Annotated in this window: 14 protein-coding genes and 1 riboswitch; of the genes, 6 read left to right on the top strand and 8 right to left on the bottom strand. The window is 60.4% G+C overall.

Features of this window, described 5'->3' with window-relative positions; translation table 11 throughout:
- Positions 1 to 165: 165 nt before the first annotated feature.
- Positions 166 to 4869, bottom strand: coding sequence for a T9SS type A sorting domain-containing protein (locus tag FNT36_RS06780; protein WP_144845761.1), 4704 nt, complete (start codon positions 4867 to 4869; stop codon positions 166 to 168).
- 260 nt (positions 4870 to 5129) lie between these two features.
- Here FNT36_RS06780 and FNT36_RS06775 point away from each other — a divergent pair, with 260 nt between their 5' ends.
- From FNT36_RS06775 to metF, 4 genes are all read left to right on the top strand, one after another.
- Complete coding sequence (locus tag FNT36_RS06775) at positions 5130 to 6401, top strand: OmpP1/FadL family transporter (RefSeq protein ID WP_144845759.1); 1272 nt, start codon at positions 5130 to 5132, stop codon at positions 6399 to 6401.
- Positions 6402 to 6431: 30 nt separating this feature from the next.
- Complete coding sequence (locus FNT36_RS06770; RefSeq protein WP_144845757.1) at positions 6432 to 7922, top strand: SGNH/GDSL hydrolase family protein; 1491 nt, start codon at positions 6432 to 6434, stop codon at positions 7920 to 7922.
- Positions 7923 to 8057: 135 nt separating this feature from the next.
- A riboswitch (SAM riboswitch) is annotated at positions 8058 to 8167 on the top strand.
- 77 nt (positions 8168 to 8244) lie between these two features.
- Positions 8245 to 11997: a methionine synthase gene (gene metH, locus FNT36_RS06765; RefSeq protein WP_144845755.1), complete on the top strand. Its 3753-nt coding sequence runs from the start codon at positions 8245 to 8247 to the stop codon at positions 11995 to 11997.
- Between the two features lie 86 nt (positions 11998 to 12083).
- On the top strand, positions 12084 to 13061 hold the full coding sequence (gene metF / locus FNT36_RS06760; protein WP_144845753.1) for a methylenetetrahydrofolate reductase [NAD(P)H]: 978 nt from the start codon (positions 12084 to 12086) through the stop codon (positions 13059 to 13061).
- Between the two features lie 60 nt (positions 13062 to 13121).
- Here metF and FNT36_RS06755 read toward each other — a convergent pair whose 3' ends face one another.
- Both FNT36_RS06755 and FNT36_RS06750 read right to left on the bottom strand, forming a co-directional pair.
- On the bottom strand, positions 13122 to 13742 hold the full coding sequence (locus tag FNT36_RS06755) for a class I SAM-dependent methyltransferase (protein WP_233635740.1): 621 nt from the start codon (positions 13740 to 13742) through the stop codon (positions 13122 to 13124).
- A 135-nt stretch (positions 13743 to 13877) separates the two neighbouring features.
- Entirely contained in the window at positions 13878 to 14600 is a 723-nt protein-coding gene (locus FNT36_RS06750) for a DUF1345 domain-containing protein (RefSeq protein WP_144845749.1), read from the bottom strand.
- A 105-nt stretch (positions 14601 to 14705) separates the two neighbouring features.
- On the opposite strand from FNT36_RS06750, the gene FNT36_RS06745 reads away from it, so the two are divergent.
- Positions 14706 to 15920, top strand: a complete 1215-nt coding sequence (locus FNT36_RS06745) for an NAD(P)-dependent oxidoreductase (protein WP_144845747.1) — start codon at positions 14706 to 14708, stop codon at positions 15918 to 15920.
- Between the two features lie 65 nt (positions 15921 to 15985).
- Here the strand turns inward: FNT36_RS06745 and FNT36_RS06740 are convergent, their stop codons facing one another.
- A complete protein-coding gene (locus FNT36_RS06740; RefSeq protein ID WP_233635739.1) occupies positions 15986 to 16831 on the bottom strand; it encodes an NHL repeat-containing protein in 846 nt (281 codons plus the stop codon).
- 196 nt (positions 16832 to 17027) lie between these two features.
- Here FNT36_RS06740 and FNT36_RS06735 point away from each other — a divergent pair, with 196 nt between their 5' ends.
- Positions 17028 to 17738 carry a methyltransferase domain-containing protein gene (locus FNT36_RS06735; RefSeq protein ID WP_233635738.1) on the top strand — a complete coding sequence of 237 codons (711 nt, stop codon included), beginning with the start codon at positions 17028 to 17030 and terminating at the stop codon, positions 17736 to 17738.
- Positions 17739 to 17817: 79 nt separating this feature from the next.
- Here the strand turns inward: FNT36_RS06735 and FNT36_RS06730 are convergent, their stop codons facing one another.
- The 4 genes from FNT36_RS06730 to FNT36_RS06715 form a co-directional block, all read right to left on the bottom strand.
- Complete coding sequence (locus tag FNT36_RS06730) at positions 17818 to 18018, bottom strand: helix-turn-helix domain-containing protein (protein WP_144845743.1); 201 nt, start codon at positions 18016 to 18018, stop codon at positions 17818 to 17820.
- A 348-nt stretch (positions 18019 to 18366) separates the two neighbouring features.
- Positions 18367 to 19428 (bottom strand): phosphatidylinositol-specific phospholipase C1-like protein, encoded by a 1062-nt coding sequence (locus FNT36_RS06725; protein ID WP_144845741.1) that lies wholly within the window; start codon positions 19426 to 19428, stop codon positions 18367 to 18369.
- Between the two features lie 168 nt (positions 19429 to 19596).
- On the bottom strand, positions 19597 to 21189 hold the full coding sequence (locus tag FNT36_RS06720; protein ID WP_144845739.1) for a RagB/SusD family nutrient uptake outer membrane protein: 1593 nt from the start codon (positions 21187 to 21189) through the stop codon (positions 19597 to 19599).
- 163 nt (positions 21190 to 21352) lie between these two features.
- Positions 21353 to 24358 (bottom strand): SusC/RagA family TonB-linked outer membrane protein, encoded by a 3006-nt coding sequence (locus tag FNT36_RS06715; RefSeq protein ID WP_144845737.1) that lies wholly within the window; start codon positions 24356 to 24358, stop codon positions 21353 to 21355.
- Positions 24359 to 24614 lie beyond the last annotated feature (256 nt).

Raw genomic sequence — 24614 nt, 5'->3', positions numbered from 1 at the left:
AGCCGTGGCAAGTTGCGCAGCAATGTGCAAGATTTCCTAGGTAGCGTTCTAAACTAAAAAACGCTCGCTGGCCGAGCCAACGAGCGTTTTTAAAGAAGAAACCAGCGAAGGGCTAGTCCCTATGTGCAGCGGCGCGCCAGCCAAAAGGCTAAGCGGCGCGCTACGTTAGTTAATAGTGAGGCGACGGGTAGCCTGCTCGCTACCAGCTTGCACGCGCACCATATACACGCCGGCTGGCAGACCAGCCAGCTTCAGCGTAGTAGCACCACCTACCACGAGCGCTTGCTCGCGCACCAGACGACCTAGGGCGTCGAGTACCCGCACTTGGCCAGCACCCGTGCCAGTGGGCACGAGCAGCGTAGCCTGGCCATTCTGCGTGGGGTTGGGGTACAGAGCTAGCTCAGTTTGCAGCGGGCTAGTAGTGGCCAGCGGGCTATCCACGCCATTGAGGCGCAGCCAGAAGCGGCCGTCTACGGGCTCGCCAGCGGCTACCGAGAAGGTGTAGGCATTGCCCGCAGCCGTGAGCGGAGTGCGCTGGCCGGTTTTAGTATCTTCTAGCACGACTTGAGTGCCAACAGGCAGGTTCAGCAATTCGGCAGCGGTGAGCGAGTAGGTGCCAGCGACCGGCACTTGCACGCGCAAAGCCACGCGGCCAGTCAGGGTAGCCAGGCCTTGGATGCTCAGGGGCTGGCCCGTGCTGGTGAGAGCAGCTAGGTTCAGGCCAGTGGCATTGGGGAGCTTGGCGGCGTCTTGCTGCACGTCGAAGCCGGCGGTAGCGCCGCTTTCAGCATATACATACAGTGCGTCGGCGCTGCCGCTGGCGGTACCAAGGGTTAGGTTCAGCAGGGGGCGGGTTTCGCCGGTGGTGCGCTGCACGCTCACTTGGGTGGCGTAGCTGGTCACGCGCTGGCTGTTGTGCAGTGATAGGGTGGCGCTGATCTGGTTTTCGGCTACCCGCACAAAGAAGCCTTGGCCAACTGGCAGCACGGGAACACCGATTTTGTTAACGTAGCTACGGTAAGTGTTGGCATACTGGCCGGTGCTCTGGCTCACGTACACGGCCGCTTCGAGGCCGGGGCGGTCGGCGGGCATCACCTGGCTCCAGTCAAGGGGGGCGGGGTAGGGGTTGCCCAGCAGCTGCCAGCCGCCATCGGCAGTTTGGTCTTGGCGCGTCAGATTCTGGGTGTAGTCGCCATTGTTGAGGGCACCCACGAAGTCTACTGCCTGCCTAGCACCTAGGTTCACGGTGTAGCCTTTGCCTACTACCAGCGCGCTGCGCAGGTCAGCCGGTGAGTACCAGCCTTTGTCGAAGGCCGATAAGTTATTGGTCGTAGTCGTGAGGCGACTTTCGTCGTAGCCGTACACCGTGGGGTAGGGCTGCACCGAGCCGGGCATGGCGCTACCGTTATACGTTGAGTTCACAACGGGCGTGAAGCTAGCCGTGGCCAGGTCGGCCACGGTCGAGCCGCTCACCGGCGCCGACAGCTGGCGATAGCCTAAGCCGCCATTGAGGCTGCCATCGAAGTAGCGCTGCACGGCAGCCGTGGCGCCTTGCACGGTGCCGGTGCCGCTGTTCACGACGAGGGCCGTGCCCGCGGCGTCAGAGCGCAGCGTCAGGGCTTGGTTGTTTAGCAGCACGTTGCCGCTGCTGGCCACAGTCAGAGTCTGGGCCACGGTCAGGGGCTGGCTCAGGGTCAGGTTGCTGGCGTTGGTGGTCGTCAGCTCGCGCACTTGGCTAGGCAGACCTAGGCCCGTTACCTGGGCAGCCGTGCCATTGTAGACGTAGTTGGCAGCTATCGAGAACGAGCGCGTGCCCGTAACCTGAATAGCGCCCGTGCTACCGGTGGTGGTAATACCCGCCGCATCGCAGATGCCCAGCGTACCGCCATCGGCCACTGTGAAGGTGCCGGGGCCCGTCAGGGGCTGGCAGTCGGTGTCGAGGCGGCCGCCGCCTTGCACGGTCAGCGACGTATTGACTGCCACCGGCGCCTGTACCCGAGCCGAGCCAGTACCCGTAACGGTGATGCTGTTGTAAATGCCATTGAGCACCAGCTGGTTGGGAGTGCTGATGACCAGGTCAGGCGTTGAGAACGAGTAGCGCGTGAACACTGGGTAGTGGTCGGTGGTAGTGGTGGCGTAGCTCTCAATCTGGCTGGCGATATCGGTGCGCACGGCAGCCGAGCCCGGCAGGTAGTAGGCCGCTAGCTCATTAGAAGCGATGCTGTTGTCGATTACGGTGGGGTAGCCAGCTGTCGACTGGGCGCCCGCGTTGGCCAGGGCCAGCGTCAGGGGTACGTAGCCAGCCGCATCGTTCAGGAAGGAGCTGTACGAGCTCACGGCCGGCGATACGCCCGTGGCAATGGTACCATTGAGTACGTCGTTGTAGTCGCCCGCAATGAGGATATTGTCGTTCGGGTAGTTGGCGTCTAGGTAGGCTTTCAGCAGGTCGGCACCTACTTTGCGGCGCTGGTAGTCGTTGGCCGACGTGGCAGTGCTGTTAGCCTTGGCGTGGATGTCGATAAACCGTACCTGCTTGGCCACCCCATTCAGGGTCACCGTGGCGGTCATCATGTACGGGAAGCGACCACCGGCCCAGGCGTTATACGCGGGGCAGTTGTCGGCTTCGCTGCACCGCAGCAGGCCCTGGAATGTAGGGTTGGTCACCACGGCCGTGTTGTACACGAAGGCCAACTTCTGGGCGCTGGCGTAGTCGGCGGCGTCGGTGGTGGGGTCGTCGGCATAAGAGCCAAAATCCGAGGCCTGGTAGCCGTAGGTGATGCCCGTGGCGGCCGACAGGTCGGCCACTACTTGCTTGAGGCGGTCAACACTCACCACTTCTTGCAAAATGAAAACGTCGGCCCGCAGGCTGGCCATCACCTTCAAGGCATTGGCTTGCTGCAGGTCTTTGTTGGTCGGGCCTACGTTGGCCGAGGGAGCCGACCCAAACCACTCCATGTTCCAGTCCACCACTTCCAGCGAGCTGTTCAGGTCGTACGAATTGCCAACCAGCTGCACTGTAGCCGTAGAGGCGCCAGCCGTAGCGATGCTGACATTGCCAGCGTAGGCCAAGCCAGCCGTGAGGGGCGCAAACTTTACTTGAATGGTAGTCGGGCCAGCTAGTTCGGCAGGAGTTAGGCTGATGGTGCGGGCGAATGCGCCGCCAGCTTTTGCCACTTGGTAGTCGGCAGCCGAGGTCGTCAGCGTTACGTTGCCCGTGAGGTTGGCTACGCTGAGGTTGAAGGTCTGAATGGTGCTATTGCCTACCGACTGGTTGCCTAGGAACAACGTAGCTGGGGTTGCGGCCAGCACCGGGGCTGGGGCGGCATTGCCGTTGGTGATGGCAATATCATCGACCGTCCAGCGCGAGGCGCCGGTGCTGGGGCCCGAGGTGTACACCAGGGCCACATATACCTTGGGCGCTTTGAAAGCGCTCAGGTCGAGGCCACCCACCTGCGTCCAAACGTCGGAGCCGGCCGTGGGCAGAATCGCGCTAATCGTAGTCCAGGTAGCGAGGCTAGGGTCGCCGCTGCCCGTGTAGTTGGTCGAAACACGCACGGCCAGGCTCGGGCCCGTGAATGCCGAGCGCGCCCAGAACGTGAGGGCGGGGAAGTTGGTAGCGCTTAGGTTCAGGCTAGGCGAAATGAGCCAATCTTGGTTTTCAACGTTGCTGCCATTAGCAAAGCCGTTGATTTGCACGCCATAAGGCGCCGAGGCCGTGGGCGAGTTCGTGGCCTTGTTGCGGCCAAAGGTGGTGCAGGCCCAGGTTTGGGCACCGGCCACGCTGTATTGCAGCCAGCCATCCGAGAGGTCGGTAGTGCCGGTGCAGGCATCGAAGCTAAAGCTGGTTTGGTTGGGGTCGTAGCCCGCACCACTCAGCACCACCGTGGCCGATGCCGTGCCGCTGCTGTGGCTGATGCGGCCCGTAGCCGCACCACCAGCGGTGGGCACAAACAGCACGTACACCGTGGCGGGGGCGGCCAACTCGGCCACCGTGTAGGTAAGCGAGGTGCCATACGAGCCACTGCTGCCATCCTTCGAAAGCACAAACGGACCCGTGGCCGTGAGCGTAGTCGGGTTGCTGAGGTTGGCACCCGTTAAGGTGTAGGTTTTGGCGGCCGAGGTGCTGCCAACGGCCGTGCTGCCGAAGGCGAGCGGGCTAGGAGCCGCTATGAGCTGGGCAGCCGTGGGCGCGCTCCAGCTCAGCGAGAAGTCGTCGACAGCCATGCCATCGTCGGCTCCGCTAGCGTTGAAGTCGTTCCAGCGCACCCAAAACGTGTCGCCGGCCGCTAGGTTAAGCCCCGTAATAGTATTCGAGATAGCGGCCGTTTGAGTAGGAGTAGCTACCCCCACGGTGGTGGCGGCCGTGTTGGTGTAGCTGAGCGCGGCTACGCTCGTCCACGTGCCTGTGCTGATGGACGTAGCGTCGGTGCTGTATTGAAAGTCGAGCCGGTCGGTACGGTTGATGGTGCCGACGCGCCAAGTCTGACCTGTGTAAGCAACGGTGATGCTAGTGAGCGTAGCCCCCGTGTTGTTCACAAATCCGCCCCCGATGGTGGGCACAACCGAGCCGCTTTGCAGCGAGCCAAAGGCGCGGTTGGTGCTGCCGCTGGCGCCGAAGCTGTAGGTATTGCCGGCCGTGCTTGAGCCAGTGCTGGTGGCGTAGGTTTGGTCGCCATTGGTACCGGTTTCTACAAAATCCCACCCTAGGGGCAGCGTGGTCTTTGTATTAGCCGTGCCGGTAGCGGCTAGCTCGTTAAAGTCTTGCGCGTAGGAAGTACCAGTAAGCGGCGCCGTCGCTTGGGCGTGCGCGCCCAGCGTGGCTAGCGCCAGCAAGCTAGTCCAACCCAGTTTGAGGAATGGTTTTGTCATATAGTGGAAGCTGTGGGGAAATAGTAGTACAAAACTACCATACAGGTAAAGCTAATGCTGTTAAGTTAATGTTTTGAAATGAGGTAGCGCGTGGGTGGTATGGCTCCGCGTCCGCACGCACCTAGGCTCAAATTCATTCACCGCGGGTAGGCAATAGCTTTGCAGAAAATAATGGCTGGGATATAGTAGGCGTGCCTACTTTTTTTGCAAAAAGCACAATACCTTTATTCCCATCTTTCTCACCCACCCTCATTCTACGTATGCAGGCAAAATCTTTACTCCTCACGGGAGGAGCGCTGCTGGCCGCCACCTCGGGCGCGCTCGCCAGCGGCTTTCAAATAGGCCTCTCCGGCCAGAAGAACATCGGCATGGGTGGCACGGGCACCGGCCTATATCTTGACCAGGCCGCGCAGTTCTACAATCCCGGCGCGTTTGCTTTTGTAGGCTACAGCAGCTTTCAGGCCGGCATCAACATGGCCGTGCCGCGCATCACGTTCCGCCCCGAAGGTGGGGGCACCGGCCAGGAAACCCTGCAGAACAAGAACGTCTTCCCCTTCAATGGCTACGCGGGCTTTAAGGTCAACGACAAGTTTCAGGTGGGCCTAGGGGCCTACGTGCCCTTCGGCAGCGAGCTACACTACGGCCACGGCTGGACGGGCCGCTACACCCTCACCGACATCAAGCTGACTTCGGTGTACGTGCAAGCCACGGCGGCCTACGCCATCACGCCGCAGCTGGGCATCGGAGCCGGCCTCGTCATGCTGGCCTACGGCGATGTAGACCTGCAGCGCGACATTCCGCTGCAATCGCAGAACGGCACCACGGCCCACGCTACGCTTTCGGGCAAGGCCGACCACAAGTTTGGCTACAACGTGGGCATCATGTACAAGCCTAGCGATAAGCTGAGCTTCGGGGCCAGCTACCGCTCGGCCATCGACGCGCACGTGTCGGGTGGCGATGTGCGGGTATCGGGTATTCCAGCCGCTGCGGCCAGCAGCTTCACGGCTACCAACTTCAGCGCCACGCTGCCGCTGCCCGACGTGTACAGCTTCGGGGTGGGCGTGCGCCCCAACGATAAGCTGACCCTGGCCTTCGACGCCAACCTCGTGCGCTGGAGCAAATACCAGGCGCTCAACTTCACCTACACCGGCGGGGTGCTGGGTGGGGCGGGCGTGACCTCCTCCAGCTCGGTGCGCAACTACAAAGACGCCGTGGCCTTGCGCCTAGGTGGCCAGTACAAGGTCACGAGCGGCCTAAGTGTGCGGGCGGGCGGCTTCTATGATTTTGCCTGCGTGCGCGATGGCTACCTGACTCCCGAAACCCCCGACGCCGACCGCGTGGGCCTCACAGCGGGCTTCACCTACGAGTTTAGCCAGCGCTTCGGCATCGACGGTTCGTTCCTGTTCGAAGACTTCCGCCAACGCAGCCAGAGCCAGGCCGACCTAGTGGCCAACGGCACCACCGACCGCGTGGCTGGTACCTACAAGACGACCATCAGCGTGCCCGGCATCGGGGTGTACGTCAAATTCTAAGGCCGACCTTTTTCCCACCTGCATATTCTCATGACTACTATTTCTTCTTTTGCAGTGAAGGCCTTTCCTGCGCTGGCGCTGCTAGGCCTGGCCGGCTGCCAAGCCGACATCGACGCCCCCAGCGCTTCGGCGGGTTCAGCCAATTTTAGCCGTTACATCGCCATTGGCAATTCGCTCACTGGCGGCACGGAAGATGGCGGCGTTTATCGCGAAGGTCAGCTCAATTCCTACCCCAGCATGCTGGCGCAGCAGTTTGCACTGGCTGGTGGCGGTGCATTCAACCAGCCGCTCTTTACAGAAGCGCAGGCTAACGGCTCGGGCTACTTGCGTTTGGCCGGCTTCACGGCTACGGGTACCCCCATTACGTCTGCAGTCACTACCAATTTGGCTATTCGGGCCGTTACGCCCACAGTAGTGTATACCAAGTACCTAGACCGGGTTGATAACCTAGGTATGGATGGTATCAAATTGGCTGATATTCAAACGGCTAACTTTGGTAATGTAAGTCCGGCTAGGGCCTACAGCGACGCCAACTTCAACGCTTATTTCGAGCGCATTACGCCAGACGGCAGTAGCCAAACCTATTTTCAGCGTGTGAAAGCAGAAGTAGCTGGCACCACCAACACGCCCGCCGCTACTTTCTTTTCGTGCTGGCTAGGCAACAACGACGTGCTAGCCTACGCCACGGGTGGTGGCGCGGTGGCTACCCGAGCTATTACCCGCACCGATACCTTCAACCTCAAGGCAGTACGCATTATCAATGCCCTCACAGCCAACGGCGCCAAGGGCATTGTGAGCAATATCCCGGATGTAGCAGGTATTCCGTTTTTCAACACGGTGGGCCCCTCAGCCCGCGCTTTGTTAGCGGCGGCTAACGTCCCGACGGCGGCGCCCTTTGTGTATACTACGGGCATCCTGGCCCCCTTGCAGCCCAATACCCGCGTGAATACGACGCTGGCCAGCGTGCGCAGCGCTGGGGGTAGCGAGCCACTGCTACTCACGCTCACCGCCGCGCCCTACGTGAGCCTATATGGCCAGCGTACCGGCAAGTACTGGCGCGATTTCTACGCCCAGGCCCGGCCCGGCCTGCCCGCTGCCATTCCAAACTTGTCGGTTTTCCTGGCTACCCTGCAGGTAGATACTACCCAGGCTTTCGGCGCCAGTAGCGGCAACCCCTTCCCGAGCACGCTGGTGCTCGATGCCACGGAGCAAGCCAACGTGTCGGCGGCCACTACGGCCTTCAACAATTCGCTGCAAGCGGCCGCTTCGGCCAAAGGCCTGGCTTTCTTCGATGCCTACACTTACTTCCGCTCGGTCGCAGCCGGTCCCTCGGTAATCAATGGGGTGAATAACTCGGCCGGCTTCATCACCGGTAACCTCTTCAGCCTCGACGGCGTGCACCCCACGCCACGCGGCTACGCCTTGGTAGCCAATGAGATGATTAAGGCTATTAATGCCAAATACGGCTCGTCGGTACCACAGGTGAACCCCACTAGCTACCGCGGCGTGCTCTTCCCCTAGGTAGCTCCGGCCCTTGGTTTTTTGAAAAAGCGCCTTTCCCCCCCGGGAAGGCGCTTTTTGCGTCTGGCAAGCGGCCTAGGTTCAACTAGTTCAGGTTTTAGTTAAAGTGCGGCTGGCAGTTGTATCTTCGTGATGCTGCTATCCAGAAAGACTGAGGGACCAGGCCCGATGACGTCTTGGCAACCGCCCTAGGGCTGGTGCCAACTCCTGTTTGGTCAAGTGCTTACGACCAAAGAAGATATCAGCCGGAACCCGCACCGCTCGGCGCGGCTTTCTTTCTGGATAGCGGTTTTTGCCGTCGCTTTTGCTTTCCCGAAAGACTATGTCCCCCGTTGCTGCTCCTGTCGTTCCCGACCCCGCTCGTATTTCACCGCTGCCCGGCCTGCTGCGCCAGCGCCTGCTGGTGCTCGATGGCGCCATGGGCACCATGATTCAGCGCTACCCGCTGGAGGAAGAGGATTTTCGGGGTGAGCGCTTTGCCGACCACCCGCGCCCGCTGCGCGGCAACAACGACCTGCTGAGCCTCACGCGGCCCGACATCATCCGGGCTATTCACGCCGAGTACTTCGCGGCCGGGGCCGATATGGTCGAAACCAATACGTTTTCGGGCACTACCATTGCGCAGGCTGACTACGCGCTCGAACACATTGTGTATGAGCTAAATTACGAGTCGGCCCGCCTAGCCCGCGAGGTCGCCGACGAGTACAGCACGCCCGAGCAGCCGCGCTTCGTGGCCGGCGCCATCGGCCCTACCAACCGCACGGCCTCGCTCTCACCCGATGTCAATCGCCCCGGTTTCCGCGCCGTGACCTTCGACGAGCTGGCTACCGCCTACCTAGAGCAGGTGCGCGGCCTCGTGGATGGCGGCGTGGACACGCTACTCATCGAAACCATCTTCGATACCCTCAACGCCAAGGCCGCACTCTTCGCGGTGCAGCAGTTCTTTGACGAAGGCGGCCGGCAGGTGCCCATCATGATTTCGGGCACCATTACCGACGCCTCGGGCCGCACCCTAAGTGGGCAGACGGTAGAAGCCTTTTGGAACAGCATTCGGCACCTGCCGCTGCTGAGCGTGGGCCTCAACTGCGCCCTAGGTGCCGACCAGCTCAAGGTGTACGTGCGTGAGCTAGCGCGCCTGGCCGATGTGTCCGTTTCGGCCTACCCCAATGCTGGTTTGCCCAACGCCTTCGGCGGCTACGACGAGAGCGCCCAGGAATTTGCCGCGCTAGTCGAAGACTACCTCAAAGAAGGCCTGCTCAACGTGGTAGGCGGCTGCTGCGGCACCACGCCCCAGCACATTGCCGAGTTGCGCCGACTGGCCGATGCGTACCCCACGCGCGGAATTACACAGGAAGCAAATACAGAAGAGGCGCTCGAAGACGAGGAAAAAGCGGCGAATGCGTCCTTGACCCTAGCGGGCCTGGAGCCTTTCAATATCAAGCCCGACAGCTTGTTCGTCAACATCGGCGAGCGCTGCAACGTGACGGGCTCGCGAGCTTTTGCGCGCCTCATTCGCTCGGGCGACTATGAGGCGGCCCTGGCCGTGGCGCGCGCCCAAGCCGAAAATGGCGCGCAGGTGCTCGACGTTAACATGGACGAGGGCATGCTCGACTCGGAGGCGGCCATGACCACCTTCCTGCACCTCATCGCCTCGGAGCCCGACATCGCCCGCCTACCCCTGATGATAGACTCGTCGAAGTGGACGGTCATCGAAGCCGGCTTGAAGTGCGTGCAGGGTAAGAGCATTGTCAACTCGATTTCACTGAAGGAAGGCCCAGAGCGCTTCAAGCACTACGCCCGGCTGGTGCGCCAGTACGGCGCGGCGGTGGTCATTATGGCCTTTGACGAAGACGGCCAGGCTGATAGCTACGAGCGCCGCATTGAAATCTGCCAGCGTTCGTATGATATTCTAACCAAAGAAGTTGGCTTCCCGGCCGAGGACATCATCTTCGACCCCAACATCCTCACCGTGGGCACCGGCATTGAGGAGCACCGCAACTACGCGCTCGACTTTATCCGGGCTGTGAAGTGGATAAAGGAGAACCTGCCCGGCTGCCGCACCAGCGGCGGCGTGAGCAATATCAGCTTCTCGTACCGCGGCAACGACGTAGTGCGCGAGGCCATGCACGCGGCCTTCCTGTACCACGCCATCCGGGCCGGGCTCGACATGGGCATCGTGAATGCCGGCCAGCTCGCCGTGTACGACGACGTGCCCAAGGACCTGCTCGAGCTTTGCGAAGACGTGCTGCTCAATCGCCGCCCCGACGCCACCGAGCGCCTCGTGGACTTTGCCGAAACGGTGAAGCAAAAAGGCAAGGTCGAAGTAGTGGCCGACGCCTGGCGCAGCCTGCCCGTGGCCGAGCGCCTGCAACACGCGCTGGTGCGCGGCATTACCGATTTTATTGACCAAGACACCGAGGAGGTACGCCAGCAGGTAGCCCGCCCGCTCGACGTGATTGAAGGCCCGCTGATGTCGGGCATGAACGTAGTAGGCGACCTCTTTGGCGCTGGCAAGATGTTCCTGCCCCAAGTAGTAAAGTCGGCCCGCGTGATGAAAAAGGCCGTGGCCTACTTGCAGCCTTTCCTAGAGGCTGAAAAGCAGGGCAACGCGCGCCAGACGGCCGGTAAGATATTGCTGGCCACGGTGAAAGGCGACGTGCACGACATTGGCAAAAACATCGTGGGCGTGGTGCTAGCCTGTAACAACTTCGAAATAGTAGACCTAGGAGTGATGGTACCCCTAGAGCGCATCCTAGACGAGGCGCAGCTGCAAGGCGCCGACATCATCGGCCTCAGCGGCCTCATCACGCCCTCGCTCGACGAGATGGTGTACGTGGCCCGCGAGATGGAAAAACGTAAGCTGCAAGTGCCGCTTCTCATTGGCGGCGCCACGACCTCGCGCTTGCACACAGCCGTGAAAATTGCGCCCGCCTACAGCGGTTCGGCGGTGTATGTCAATGACGCGTCGCGCTCGGTGGGCGTGGCGGCGAGCCTCCTAGGTTCGGCCAAAGACGCCTACACGCAGACGATTAAGGACGAGTATGCGGCGCTGCGTGAAGACCACGCTGGCCGCCAACGCGACAAGAGCTACCTGACCATCGAGGCGGCCCGCGCCAATGGCTTCAAGGCCGATTGGGAAACCACGCCAATCACCAAGCCGAGCTTCCTAGGTACCAAGGTGCTCGACAACTATCCGCTTGACGAGCTGGCCCAATACATTGACTGGACGCCCTTCTTCCACACCTGGGAGCTGAAGGGGCGCTACCCGCGCATCCTGGAAGATGCCAACCTAGGCGAGGCGGCGCGCAAGCTGTTCGAAGATGCTCAGAAGATGCTGGCCGAAGTCATTGCCAATAAGAGCCTCACGGCCCGCGCCGTGGTGGGCTTCTGGCCGGCCAATACCAAGGACTTCGACACCATCGAAATCTACGAAGACGACACCCGCCAGCAGGTGCGCGACGAGTTTTTTACGCTGCGCCAGCAGAGCGAAAAGGCGCCCAGCGTGCACAACATCGCCTTCTCCGACTACCTCGCGCCCAAAGAAACTGGCCGCCAGGACTACCTAGGGGGCTTCGCCGTGACGGCCGGCTTAGGTATCGAAAAGCTGATTGAGCAGTACGAAGCCGACCACGACGACTACTCCAGCATCATGATTAAGGCCATCGCCGACCGCCTAGCCGAGGCCTTTGCCGAGCGCCTACACGAGCGCGTGCGCCGCGAGTTCTGGGGCTACGACCCGGAGGAGCACCTGACGGGCGAGGAGCTGATTAAGGAAACGTACCGCGGCATCCGGCCCGCGCCGGGCTACCCCGGCTGCCCCGACCACACCGAGAAAATCACGCTTTTCAAGCTGTTGGATGCGGAGAAGCAAACGGGTATCATTCTCACCGAAAACCTGGCCATGTACCCCACCGCCGCCGTGAGCGGCATGTACTACGCCCACCCAGCTTCCAATTATTTCGGCCTAGGTAAGATTGGGCGCGACCAAGTGGTAGACCTTGCCGAGCGCAAGGGCATGCCGCTGGCCGAGCTAGAGCGCTGGCTAATGCCTAACCTGAATTACGACCCGCAATAGTGTACCGTGGACCCTATGGGTCCGCGCGTGTTATCGTTTAAGAAGCTGCTAAAACTCGCGGACCCGCAGGGTCCACGGTACAATCCATGAAAGTAACTGAACACCTGCGTCGTGCCGAAGGCAAAACGCTGTTTTCCTTCGAAGTGCTGCCGCCCCGCAAAGGCGAAAACATCCACACGCTGTTCTCGAATATCGAGCCGTTGATGGAGTTCAAGCCGCCGTTTATCGACGTGACCTACCACCGCGAGGAGTTCGTGCTGCGCGAGCGGCCGGGCGGCCTCTTGCAGCGCAAGGCCGTGCGCAAGCGGCCGGGTACGGTAGGCATCTGCGCGGCCATCAAAAACCGCTTCGACGTGGACACCGTGCCGCACCTCATCTGCGGCGGCTTTGCCAAAGAAGAAACCGAGAACGCGCTGATTGACTTGCACTTCCTAGGTATTGATAACGTGCTGGCACTGCGCGGTGACCCCATTAAGAGCGAGGGTCACTTCCAGCCCCACCCCGATGGCCACCGCTACGCCTGCGACCTCATCGGGCAGATAAGTGAACTCAACCACGGCCGCTACCACGACCACGACGAGCAGTACCAGCCCGCCGGCGCCGAGCCCATCCTCAGCACTGACTTCTGCATCGGTACGGCTGGCTACCCCGAAAAGCACTTTGAGGCACCCAACTTCGGCTCGGACATCCGCTTTCTCAAGGAAAAAGTAGACCGCGGCGCCGATTACATCGTGACCCAGATGTTCTTCGACAACGAAGAGTTTTTCAAGTTTGAGCGCCGTTGCCGCGACGCGGGCATCACGGTGCCTATCATCCCCGGCCTCAAGCCGCTTACTACAAAGAGTCAGCTCACCGCCTTACCTAGGGCCTTCTTCCTCAACATTCCCGAGACCTTGGCCGAGGCCATTCACGGCGCCAAAGACAACGCCGCCGCCCGCGAGGTGGGCATCGAGTGGTGCCTCAACCAAAGCCGCGAGCTAATGGCCCACGGCGTGCCCTGCCTGCACTACTACAGCATGGGCAAGTCGGAAGCCATTCGCCGCGTGGCCGCTGGCTTGTTTTAAAAAGTGGTAGCGGGTAGCCTGGGCGTTGCAGCTTGGGCTACCCGCTGATGGGCGAGCCAGCTACTGGCGGTACATGAATATCGTGAAGTCGCCCTCCCAGTAGCCTTCCAGTAACTCGACGCGCGGCGCTAGCTGCTCGCAAAAAGCCAGTATTACTGCCGGCTCGTAGGAAGCTAGCGGGCCCCCACCGGCCGGTTCCCAACTCAGCAGGTTAAACCCAAACCCTAAGCGGCAGCTGCCAAACAGCTTCTCAATAGAACGGTAGATAAACTGCGGATTGCGCGGACGGTAATTGAGAGCGCCACTTGCTAGCACGTAGTCGGCAGGGGGCGGCGGGGTGCGCAAAAAATCCCCCTCACTCAGGGTAATGTCAGCGGCGCCGTGGTAGCGAGCTTGGGCCACTGCTAGCAGTTCGGGCATGTGCTCGATGCCGTGGTACTGCACGCCCGCAAAGCGCGCCCGCAAATAGGGGTAGAGGTCGGCATAGCCGCAGCCTGCGTCGAGCACCGAGTGGTAGGCAAGGTCTCCGATTTGGGTCAAGGTCTGAAAGCGCACTTGCTGGCCTTCCGAGCGAGCCCAGCCCAATGCTTCAGCGCCGCCCGGCCCATACTCGCGGATGCGCTGCCGGTGGTAGCGTAGAATGGCCGCCGTATCGAGCCATGGACCTAGGGGGTTGTGCATGTAAGAGGGGTAGCCAAAGGTGCTGGCCACGGAAGGAGGCCAAAAGTACGCGTAGCGTATTTGGCAAAAAGACGCACGGCGGCCCCAGGTTCTAAGGGCCCGCGCGCTAGGCATACAGGGCCTTAAGGCTGTCACTCAAAGTACGCCGGCTATGCCGCTGATAACCAGCGCGACCAGCGTAGTATTGAATATAAAGGAAATAAGACCGTGCAGTAGGGCCAGCCGACGTTGAGTGCGGCTGCTAATACTAACGTCAGCGGTTTGGGCCGTCATGCCTACAACGAAGGCGAAGTAGGCAATGTCGAGGTAGTCGGGCTCGGGGTCATTGCCCGGGAAGTCTAGTCCGCCCCTATCGGCACCCTCGTCGTCGGCATCGTAATAGGCGTGCGCATAGCGCAGCGTGAACACCGTGTGCACCAGCAGCCAAGCTGCCCCCACGGCTACCGCGCTAAGCCCAATGTGCCAGGCTAAGGTTGGGGCGTTCAAGTTATGAAAGGTGCGCAGCAACGCCACCACTGCTAGCAGGCTTGCCGAGGCGGCTACCAGCACGAAAATAAAGCTGACCGCCCGGCTAAGGTCTTCGCTAGCGGCCACCACGCGAATGCGCTCGGCATCGGCTGTGGCAATGGCCGCCCACAGTAGCAGCAGCGTGACTACGCCGAAAGCGTCCCAGGCCGCCACAGCGCGGCTGATGGTGGTAAGGCTGGCTGGGCAAAGCAGCCACGCCGCCGCGCCAGCCGCCAAGCCAACAAGCAGGCGCAGCGCCGAGGGCATACGGGCCACCGAGCGCAACAGTGGCCACGAAAGAACAGGAGCATTCACGGTGCCAAGGTAGGGGCAGCGGGGTGTTATAGACATGAGTAACCGCAACACTGGTTTGGCCCGCGCCAACTGCTAGGTGCGTAGCTTGCCTCTATATAGCGAGCAGCTTGTTGTGCCCCTGCCGGTTATTTATATCTGCCCATGCCCACCCCCTACCTCATTGGCCTGCTACGCGAAGGCCGCCCGACGCCCGACCGCCGCGTGGCTCTCACCCCCAAAAAATGCGTGGAGCTGCAAACTACCTACCCCGGCGTGCGGGTGCGCGTGCAGCCCAGCGCCCACCGTGCCTACACCGACCAGGAGTACCGCGACCTAGGTATTGAGGTGGCCGAGGATATGCAAACCTGCGACCTGCTAATGGGCGTGAAGGAAGTGCCCGTAGACCAACTGCTGCCTGGCAAAACCTACCTGTTTTTTTCGCACACCGTGAAGCAGCAGCCCCGCAACCGTGAGTTGCTGCGCACCGTGCTGCGCCTAGGTATCACGCTCATCGACTACGAGCTGCTGACCAATGCAGCCGGTGAGCGCATCGTGGCCTTTGGGCGCTACGCGGGCATTGTGGGCGCCTACAACGGCCTGCTCACCTACGGCCACAAGCACGGCCTCTACGACCTTAAGCCCGCCCACCAGTGCCTGGACATGGACGACATGCAGGAAGAGTTTTTCAAGATAAAGCGCCTGCCGGCCATTAAGATAGCCGTGACGGGCTCGGGCCGAGTGGCTGGCGGTGCGCTCGAAGTGCTCGATAAGATGGGCCTGCGCCAAGTGAGCGTGCACGACTATCTGCACCGCGATTTTCGCACGCCCGTGTATGTACAGCTGCGCTCCAGAGACTACCACCGCCGCCGCGACGGCCTAGCCTGGGATACAGCCCACTTCCACGAGCACCCCGAGGCGTATGATTCTAATTTTGCGCGCTTCCTGCCGCTCACCGAGTTGCTCATTGCCTGCGCCTATTGGCACCCGGCGGCGCCGCGCCTGTTCACGGAAGCTGATACGCAGGAGCCTGACTTTAAAATAAATACCATCGCTGACGTGACGTGTGACGTCGATGGCTCTATTCCGCTCACCAAGCGCAGCAGCACTATCGCTGACCCGGCCTTCGATTACAACCCTGCTACCGGGGAGCTGGAAACACCTTACGCCCGGCCGGCCAATATCACCCTCATGGCCGTGGACAACCTGCCCTGCGAGCTGCCGCGCAACGCCAGCCGTGACTTTGGCCGGCAGCTGCTCGACCAAGTGTTCCCACACCTGCTGGGCGGCGATGCGGCTGGCGTAGTAGCCCGGGCCACCATTGCTCAAAATGGGCAGCTAATGCCCCGCTACGCTTACCTCTCCGACTACGTGGCGTGAGTTACCTAGAGCAGGTTTCAAGCTGGCCTAGGTAACTGGTCGCGAGTGAATTATAGCTAAGGTAGCTAGTTTTTGCCTAGGTTCATGCTGGCTACCGTGGCAGTGGTGCTATCGGCCAGCGTCGAAATAGCGCCTTCTGGACTGATTTTCTTGAGGGCGGCGTGCCCTGTATCGGTCACGTATACTATCCCAGCCCCGTCTACAGCTATGCCCGACGGGTAAGCCAGGTGCTGGGCCAAGGGCACTGCCGTGCCCGCCGGCAAAATCTTGCGTACGCTATTGTTGTAGGTATCAGTGAGGTAAAGCGTGCCAGCAGCATCTACGGCTACGCCGTGGGGCTTGTTTAGGCCCTCAGTAGCTACCAATGCCACGCTGCCGTCGGGGCTGATTTTCTTAATGCTGTTGTTGTCGGTATCGGCTACGTACACGGTGCCGTCGGCGGCCACAGCTACGCCGCTAGGCTTATTAAAGCCTCGGGCCAAGGTCGATACGCGGCCCGAGGGACTGATTTTTTTGACGACGCCTGCCGCCGCGTCGCTGCCGGCATCGGCTACGTACACCGTGCCATCGGTAGCCACGGCCACACCCGCCGGATACGTAAAGGCATCAGCTACTAATACAGAAACTTCGCCTTGAGTGCTGATTTTCTTGAGGCTGTGCGCGCCAGCATCGGCTACGTATACGGTGCCGCTACTGTCTACCGCAATGCCCGTGGGGTAGGTGAGACCAGTGCTAGCTAGGCTCGAAATAGTACCCGCTGCGTTTACTTTCAGCACCGTGGCGTTGTCGGTATCAATTACATACACCGTGCTGTGCGGGCCCACTGCCACCCCGTCGGGATAGCTGAGCATAGGTGCCACCACTACTGGCTGGGTCACTGCGGAGTGCCGGCCAGCCCAGCTTGCGGGCAAGCTAAGCCAATAAGATAGGCTCAGCAGTAGGGGCAGCGTAAGTGCAAGTAAAGCTGCTCTCATTATAAGAGATGAGGGTGGGAGAAGTTTGAAAGATACTGGAATGCATACTGCTTTGTTGCGTAACGCTTGCAGCGCAGTCGTGCCGCCCAGCCACCCTAGGGCCGCCCCCGTACCCTAGTGCACCTTTGTGCCTATGAATTTTGCCACCCGCGCCACCACGCCCGAGCTGATGGACGACCTGCACCTCGCCACCGAGGAACTGCGCCAGAACCTCGATGAGCTCGAAACCATCAATACCTGGCTCGGGGGCTATCGGCCGGTGTTGGCGGCGCTGGCTCGGCTGCGGCCGCGCTTCCCAGCCGGCCGCCCCCTGCGCCTGGCCGACTTAGGCAGCGGTGGCGGCGATACCCTGCGCCACGTGGCCGCCTGGGCCCGGCGGCAGCGGGTGCCGGTGGCCCTCACCGGCGTCGATGCCAATGCGTTCATGCTCGACTACGCCGCCGCCAAAAGTCAGGCTTATCCCGAAATCAGCTACCGGCAGCTGGATATTTTCGCGGCCGAGTTTGCCGCCCAGCCCTACGATGTGCTCACGGCCAGCCTGTTTTGCCACCACTTCACCGATGCCGAGCTGGTGGACCTGCTACGCCGCTGGCACCAGCAGGCCAGTCTAGGGGTCATTATTAATGACCTGCATCGCCACCCGCTGGCTTACTACAGCATCAAGTACCTAACCAAGCTCCTAGGTGGCTCGCGCCTGGTGCAGCACGATGCGCCGCTCTCGGTGGCCCGCGCCTTTTCGCGCGCCGACTGGCAGCGGCTGCTAGCCGCGGCGGGCATCACGCGCTATTCACTGCGCTGGTGCTGGGCCTTCCGGTGGCAGGTAGTGATTTTGGCCGGAGCCTAATAGTTGGTCTGTGGCGAGTGACAGCCTAAGCAACTTAATCGGCTCGAGCGGCTAGGCTAGCCCCGCGCCACAGCGCTGCTTAGCGGTGCGGCCGTTGGGTAGGAGCCGCGTTGGTGCGGTGATATTCTTCTAGTAGTTCAATTGACTGATAGATGGTGAGGCTGCCGTCGATGTACTTATCAGTCAGAAGCTGTTCGTACGCGCTGGGCACCGTGCTGTAGCTATTGGCAGGAAAGAGGGCTGCCGCGATAATTCTGCGTTGCGCCTGTTCGTTTTTCATGCCGCAAAGTTCCGATAGGTAGCATGCTCCCGAAGCTTTAAAAAATTATATTTGTGTGAAGGCACTGTTTCATCTCCATATTCTGGTTTGCGCATGGAAGCAGAGCCATGGATTGGCTCCGTACTAAGTGCCGTGTTTGAAGAAGTTGCGAATAATAAATTGGAGGCGTCGCGTGCCTAAGTGCCTTTCACAACGCTCTCAACGCCAATGGTTATTCTAAGTGGCTGCACCATCCACCTGTCATGCTGAGCTTGCGAAGCATCTTATCACGGTAGAAACGACCTAGCGTAATAAGATGCTTCGCAAGCTCAGCATGACAGATGGTGGAACAGAGGTTAGAAACGGTTTCTACAGCACTGGGTCGGGCCGGAAATACCTGCCGCCGGGGAAGCTGATGGCGTAGTCCGACTTGAAGTGCGTGCTCGGGCGGTAATAGTCGGTGCTGATGATTTGGGCGCCCGACTGCATGGCGGCTTCAAAGCTGCTCTTGTCGTTGCGGCGGGCCTCCTGGGTGTCGCTGTCGGCGCGGGTGCGAATGATGTAGCCCTTCTGCACCAAGCCTTTAATAGCCCCTAGGTCCTTCTTGGCATTATTTAGGATGTGGATGGCCGCCTCAGGCGTGCCCGGTTCGGCATCGGCAAATAGCACCCGGCCTTTCAGCGAGGGATGCCCCTGGATATAGGTGGCGCGCTTCTCGCCCACCTCATCGAGCACGAATACGAACTTGCCCTGCGCGGCGCGCAAGGTGGGCCAATTGCGATGCAGCACGGCGCTTTCGAGGGTGGCGTACTGGCCACGAACCTGGTCTGGGGTGATGAGCTGGTCAGCCCCTAGGTAGTCACGGATTTCCTTATCTAAGGCATCGAACACGGCCGGCGTGAAGGGCTCGGGCACCGTGAGGCCCGGCCGGGGTAGCGCCTCGCTCTTAGCGTTCATGGTAATGAACACCGGGTTGTGCGTGGGGTGGGCCAGCGACCATTTTTTTAGCTCCTGCAAGGCCAGCTTGAAGGTGGGTGCATTGCTGCGGTAGTCGAGGTCCTGAATGTGAAACACCTTAAACCCCGGCTCTTTCATCAGTCCAGCCGGGTCGTAGGGCGGCTGGCCAGGGGCCAAGTCGAGGCCCTTAGGGTGGGCGTACTTGCCGCCCTGGGTGTCGGCATACACGTCGATTTCCAATGCCAGCAGCCCTAGGTCGAGCTGCTCGGTAAGAGTGGCGTGCTCGTAGTCAATCTTATTAAAAGTAGCCGAATCGGCTTTGTGCAGTATAGCAAACAGCTTGGGGTCAATAGCTTGCTTGTAGCTGTTGTGCGAGCCAATGACCTGGATTTGATTCATTAGTGGCTCAGCAGGCTTAGTGAAGGCAAGCGAACCTAGGGTGAGGATGCTAATGGGGATAAGGAGTAGTTTCATAGGACAGTTGTATTGGTAGTCTGGTGCTTGCGTAGGACCCCACCCCCGGCCCCTCCCCTCCGGGAGAGGGGTGCCAAACGACTACTAGCGCTCGCTTATACCTGCTTGCGGTCGGCACCCCTCTCCCGGAGGGGAGGGGCCGGGGGTGGGGTTCTACGATAGGGCCTCTTAATACCCCTTGTTCTGCACCAAATTGCTATTCAGCCGCAGCTCAATAGTCGGCACGGGATAGAGGCGGCGAAACTCGCTCTTATCCATCTTTAGCACGTCGTTGGGCAGGGGGTATTCGGTTTCAAACTGGCCGAAGCGGATGAGGTCGTTGCGGCGCCAGGCTTCCCAACTCAGCTCGCGGGCGCGCTCATCGAGCATGCCGCTGAGGGTGATGCTGATGGCCTGCTGAGCTCCGGCGCGGGCGCGGATTTTATTGACAAGCACTAGCGGGGTTTGCAGTTCGCCGTTGACACTCGTGGCGGTGGCGCCCCGCAAGATGGCTTCGGCCTTCATCAGTAGCACGTCGGCGAGGCGCAGCAGGGGCACGTCGTTGCCGTTGAGGCGGGTGCCCTGGATGATGGTGGGGTCGGGGTAGTATTTGATGGAGCGCGCGCCCGAGGCCTGGCTGGCTTGAGTGTTGCCTAGGTCCATGGGCTTGGGCGGCACCAGCGTCAGCACCGGGTTGATGTTAATTTGGGTGGTCGAATTGGGGTAGTAGACTGGCGTGGTGGTGAAGCCGCCGTTGCCATCGGGCGCGTACTGTGGGCCGGCCAGCCAGGTGGTGGTGCGGAAGTCGCCGGGCAGGTTGAAGCGCGCGTAGAACTCGGGCGTGGTGCTCATGGCGATGCTTAGGTTCACGTTGAAGCCGTAGGCCTGCGTGAGGTAGTAGAAAAAGCCAAAGCGCGTAAACTGGTTGCCCGGAATCTGCTGGTCGTAGGGCACGGCGAAGATGGTCTCGCGAATCTGCGGGCCGTTGTTGGGCAGGAAAATATCGCGGTAGCGGGTATCGAGGGCGTAGTTGGTATTGGCCTGCACGCTGTCGGCCATGCGCACCACGTCGGGGTAGCGGGTGGTGCCCACGTACACCTCCGAGTTGAGGTAGAGCTTAGCCAGCAGCGCATACACCATGCCCTTGGTGGGGCGGCCATACTGCTGGGTATTGGTGGCAGCGTTATTGGTCTTGGCCGGTAGCTTGCCGGTGATGCCGGTCAGTTCGCTTTCAATAAACTTATATACCTCGGCGCGCGGCTTGGTGGCGGGCGAGGCGGGCGCCGGATAGTCCGTGATGAGGGGCACGTTGCCGTACAGGTCCATCAAAAAGTAGTAGTACAGCGCCCGCATGGCCCGGATTTCAGCCAGCCGGTTAGCCTTTTCCTGGTCCGAGAAGTTGAAGGCGCTCGTAACGTTGAGCAGGCGGTTACAGGTTTGGATGCCGCTATACGCCCACTGCCAGATGGTGAGCACGTTGGGGTGGTCGGGCGTCCAGGTGTGGTAGTGCAGCTGGCGATACTGCCCACCGTCGTCGAAGTTGCCGTCGCGGGCCGGGATGATGGCCTCGTCGGTGCTCATGGTTTGCATGCGCCAGTAGGGCACCGCAAACTGCGACGACAGGTTAGAATACATAGCCCCCACCGAAGCGTTGTAGTCGCTGATGGTCTTGGGAAAGTTGGACTCTACAAACTGCGACTCGACCGGCACGTCCAGCTTTTTGCAGGAGTACGTGACGGTAGCTAGCGCGCTCAGAGCAAGGAGAATAGCTTTGCTTTTCATAAGTAATTCCTAGGTTGTCCTTGTCATGCTGAGCGCAGCGCAGCGGAGCCGAAGCATCTCTATCGCACCGTTGTTGGCGTCAGGAGTTAGTTCACTGGTAGAGATGCTTCGACTCCGCTGCGCTGTGCTCAGCATGACAAATGATATTATCGAATAAAAGCCCTTAAAACGAAGCCGTTAGCCCCAGCGTGAACGTCCGGGTTTTGGGGTAATAGTTGTTGTTGTCGATGCCCGGCGTGAGGCCGCCGATGTTGATTTCGGGGTCGATGCCGCGGTACTTGGTGATGATGAACAGGTTATTGGTGTTCACGTAGAAGCGCAAGGCCTTCACGTAGGGCGTATTGGGGCGCAGGGTGTAACCTAGGGTGGCGTTGTCGAGGCGCAGGTAGGAGCCGCTTTCTAGGAAGCGGTCGGAGATGAGGTAGGCGTTGATGTCGTTGAACGACTCGCCTAGGGTGAAGCGCGGGATGTTTTGCAGGCGCGCATCGGCCGGGTTGTTGAGGCCGGCTAGGGTGGCGTTCAGAATTTTATTGCCGTACACGCCGCGCACCAAGAAGTTGAGGTCGAAGGCTTTGTAGGTAAAGTTGTTGACCCAGCCGTAGATAAGCTTGGGCTGGGCATTGCCCACCACTTGCTGGTCGGTGGTGAGGGGCTGGGTGGCGGTGGTGCTGCCGTCGGCCTTCTGGAAGGTGCTCACGCCCCGCTCATTTTTGCCGAGGTAGTGCCACAGCGTGAAGGTGCCCACCGCCGAGCCGGGCTGGATAATCTGGCTGTAGTTGCCGCTCTGGCCCTTGCCGCCGAGCTGCGCGGTCTGGATGTAAGGAATCGTGAACCGGTCGGTGCTCAGGTTGTCGATGCGGTTAGTATTGTGCGAGAAGTTGAGCGACGAGCGCCAGGTGAAAGCGGCCGTTTGCACGGGCACCGCGCTCAGCACCACCTCGATGCCGCGGTTGGTCATGCTGCCCACGTTGGCGGTGTAGGTGGTGTACTGAAACTCGGTGCTCGACACCGGCAGCACGTCGTCGATGAGGTCGCGGGTCTTTTTAATGTAAAAATCGACCGAGGCCGTGAGGCGGTTTTTGAAGAAGCCAATGTCCAAGCCCACGTTAGTGGTGGCGGTGCTTTCCCACTTCAGGTCGGGGTTTTCATTACGCACGGCGTTCACCACGTTCGAGATAACACCGTTGTTCAGATACTTGCTGCTGCCGGGCGGCGTGCCGTAGATGAGGATGGACGAGAAGGCGTCGAAGCCCTGGCTATTGCCCGATACGCCGTAGCCAGCGCGCAGCTTGAGGTCGCTGAAAGCGGGCAACCCGCGCATAAACTCCTCATTGATAAGGCGCCACCCGAGGGCCGCCGTGGGGAAGTAGCCGTAGCGGTTGTTCACGCCGAAGGCCGACGAGCCATCGCGCCGCACCGACACCTGCGCCAGGTAGCGGTCGCCGTATTGGTACTGCGCCCGGGCATACTGCGAGATGAGGCGCAGCGTCGAAATGGGGTTGTTGTCGAAGGCAATCTGCGCCAGCGACGACGGGTTAGACAGATATAAGTTATTGTACCCTAGGGCGTCGTTGGCAAAGCCCTGGGTCGTGATGCCGAAGCCGTCGTTGGTGCGGTCTTGCTGGTACGAGTAGCCACCTAGGAGCTGCAAGTTGTGCTGGCCAAAGGTGCGGTCGTAGTTGGCGTACAGCTCCACCACATCGTTAGTGGTTTCGTACTCGTTGCGGCGGGCCACGCCGCCTAGGTTCACGGCCAGGCCCGACTGGCTGTTGAGGTAGCTGTTAAAGTTGGTTTGGGTGCGCTGGTTCGAGCCGCTAAGCGTGAGTTTCAGGCCCGTAATGATGTCGAGCTGCACCAAGCCATTGACCAGCGTTTTGCTGTCCTTGGTCACGTAGGTGTTGTTATTCACCAGCGAGAGCGGGTTCAGTGGGCCGCTGCCAGTACGCGTGTAGTTTTCCTTGTAGCTGCCATCGGCGTTGTAGGGGCTCACCGTGGGCAGATAGAACAGCATGTTTTGCAGTACCTGGGTCTGCGGCAGGTCGTTCTGGGTGGTCGAGCTGTTGATGATGTTCACGCCCAGCTTCAGGCGATTATTGAAAAAGCGCTGGTTGATGAAGCCTCGGTAGATGATGCGCTCCAGCGAGGTGCGGTTCAGGATGCCGTTATTCTTCAGGTAGTTGACGCTGGCGCCGTAGTCCGTAGCATTAGCCGAGCCGTTGAACGAGAGGTTGTGGTTGGTAGAGTAGCTGGTGCGTTCCACTAGCTTTTGCCAGTCGGTGTTCGAGCCATCGTCGTCGGTGGGCTGGGCCAGCGGTCGGGTCTTATTAGCTACTAGGTATTGGCGCAGCTCGTCACCGCTCAGCATGTCTACTTTCTTCGACACGTTGGCCACCGCGCCGTAGGCGCTGTAAGTCAGGCGCGTTTGGCCCGACTTGGCTCGCTTGGTCGTGATGATAATAACACCATTAGCCGCTCGCGTACCGTAAATGGCCGTGGACGATGCATCCTTGAGCACGTCGATGGTGGCAATATCGTCGGGGGCCAACAGGTCGATGCTGGCGCCGGGCACGCCGTCAATCACATAAAATGGCTCCGTCACGCCGCCATTGAGAGTGCGGATGGTGCTGGGGCCGCGCAGCACCACCGAGGGCCGCTGGTTGGGGTCGCCGCTCTTAGTGATGTTGAGGCCGGCTACTTTGCCTTGCAGCAGCTCAGCGGGCGTGGTCAGCACACCCTGGTTAAACTCGCCGGCTTTTACAGAAGTCACCGACCCGATAATATCCTCGCGGGTAGCCGTGCCGTAGCCGATAACTACCACGTCCTTCAGCTTTTGCGCATCGGGCAGCAGCGTCACATTGAGGCTGGTTTGGGTGCCCGCAATTACTTCCTTGGGCTCGGTACCTAGGAAGGAAAACACCAGAATATCGGTCGGGCCGTTGGTTTTGATGCTGTAGGTACCATCGGGGGCAGTGCCTACGGCCGTGCTGCCATCCTTGAGGCGCACCGTCACGCCGGGCAGGGGCGCGTTTTTCTCATCCGTTACCGTGCCCTTAATGGTTTGCTGCGCAGCGGCTAGCATGGGGCACAGGAGCAGCGCCAGCCCTAGGCTGCTGGTGCGAAGCCCGCCGGCTGGCGGCTCTATACGGTGGGCAAAGTACTTCTTTTTCATAAGCGCCTAGGGCAATGTGGAAAGGGCTGTTTTTGAGCACCACAAAGCACCGCCGCGCCTATTATCAGAATGTCATTTTAATATTACAGTTTGCATTTCTACGTTAAATAATAAAACATATGCTGGTACCACCGCTCAGGTAGATGAGCAGGGTAATTCGTTGACTTGGCGAGCGTTAAGTTCTTGAAAAACGGTTAAGTTATTGTTGATGGCACGCAACTGCGCCCCGCGCTATTAACACGCACTAAGCAGATGG

The organism is Hymenobacter setariae (assembly GCF_007713685.1).
GTDB classification, from domain to species: Bacteria; Bacteroidota; Bacteroidia; order Cytophagales; family Hymenobacteraceae; genus Hymenobacter; species Hymenobacter setariae.
The sequence above is the reverse complement of the archived record's forward strand: the minus strand, read 5'-3'. Positions and strand labels throughout refer to the sequence as shown.

Bases quoted from the DNA above. Each gene is read 5' to 3' on its own strand.
- FNT36_RS06725 (WP_144845741.1), bottom strand. From the start codon at position 19,428: ATGAAACTACTCCTTATCCCCATTAGCATCCTCACCCTAGGTTCGCTT.
- FNT36_RS06780 (WP_144845761.1), bottom strand. From the start codon at position 4,869: ATGACAAAACCATTCCTCAAACTGGGTTGGACTAGCTTGCTGGCGCTA.
- FNT36_RS06730 (WP_144845743.1), bottom strand. From the start codon at position 18,018: ATGAAAAACGAACAGGCGCAACGCAGAATTATCGCGGCAGCCCTCTTT.
- FNT36_RS06770 (WP_144845757.1), top strand. From the start codon at position 6,432: ATGACTACTATTTCTTCTTTTGCAGTGAAGGCCTTTCCTGCGCTGGCG.
- FNT36_RS06745 (WP_144845747.1), top strand. From the start codon at position 14,706: ATGCCCACCCCCTACCTCATTGGCCTGCTACGCGAAGGCCGCCCGACG.
- FNT36_RS06715 (WP_144845737.1), bottom strand. From the start codon at position 24,358: ATGAAAAAGAAGTACTTTGCCCACCGTATAGAGCCGCCAGCCGGCGGG.
- FNT36_RS06720 (WP_144845739.1), bottom strand. From the start codon at position 21,189: ATGAAAAGCAAAGCTATTCTCCTTGCTCTGAGCGCGCTAGCTACCGTC.
- FNT36_RS06750 (WP_144845749.1), bottom strand. From the start codon at position 14,600: ATGTCTATAACACCCCGCTGCCCCTACCTTGGCACCGTGAATGCTCCT.
- metF (WP_144845753.1), top strand. From the start codon at position 12,084: ATGAAAGTAACTGAACACCTGCGTCGTGCCGAAGGCAAAACGCTGTTT.
- metH (WP_144845755.1), top strand. From the start codon at position 8,245: ATGTCCCCCGTTGCTGCTCCTGTCGTTCCCGACCCCGCTCGTATTTCA.
- FNT36_RS06775 (WP_144845759.1), top strand. From the start codon at position 5,130: ATGCAGGCAAAATCTTTACTCCTCACGGGAGGAGCGCTGCTGGCCGCC.
- FNT36_RS06735 (WP_233635738.1), top strand. From the start codon at position 17,028: ATGAATTTTGCCACCCGCGCCACCACGCCCGAGCTGATGGACGACCTG.
- FNT36_RS06755 (WP_233635740.1), bottom strand. From the start codon at position 13,742: ATGCACAACCCCCTAGGTCCATGGCTCGATACGGCGGCCATTCTACGC.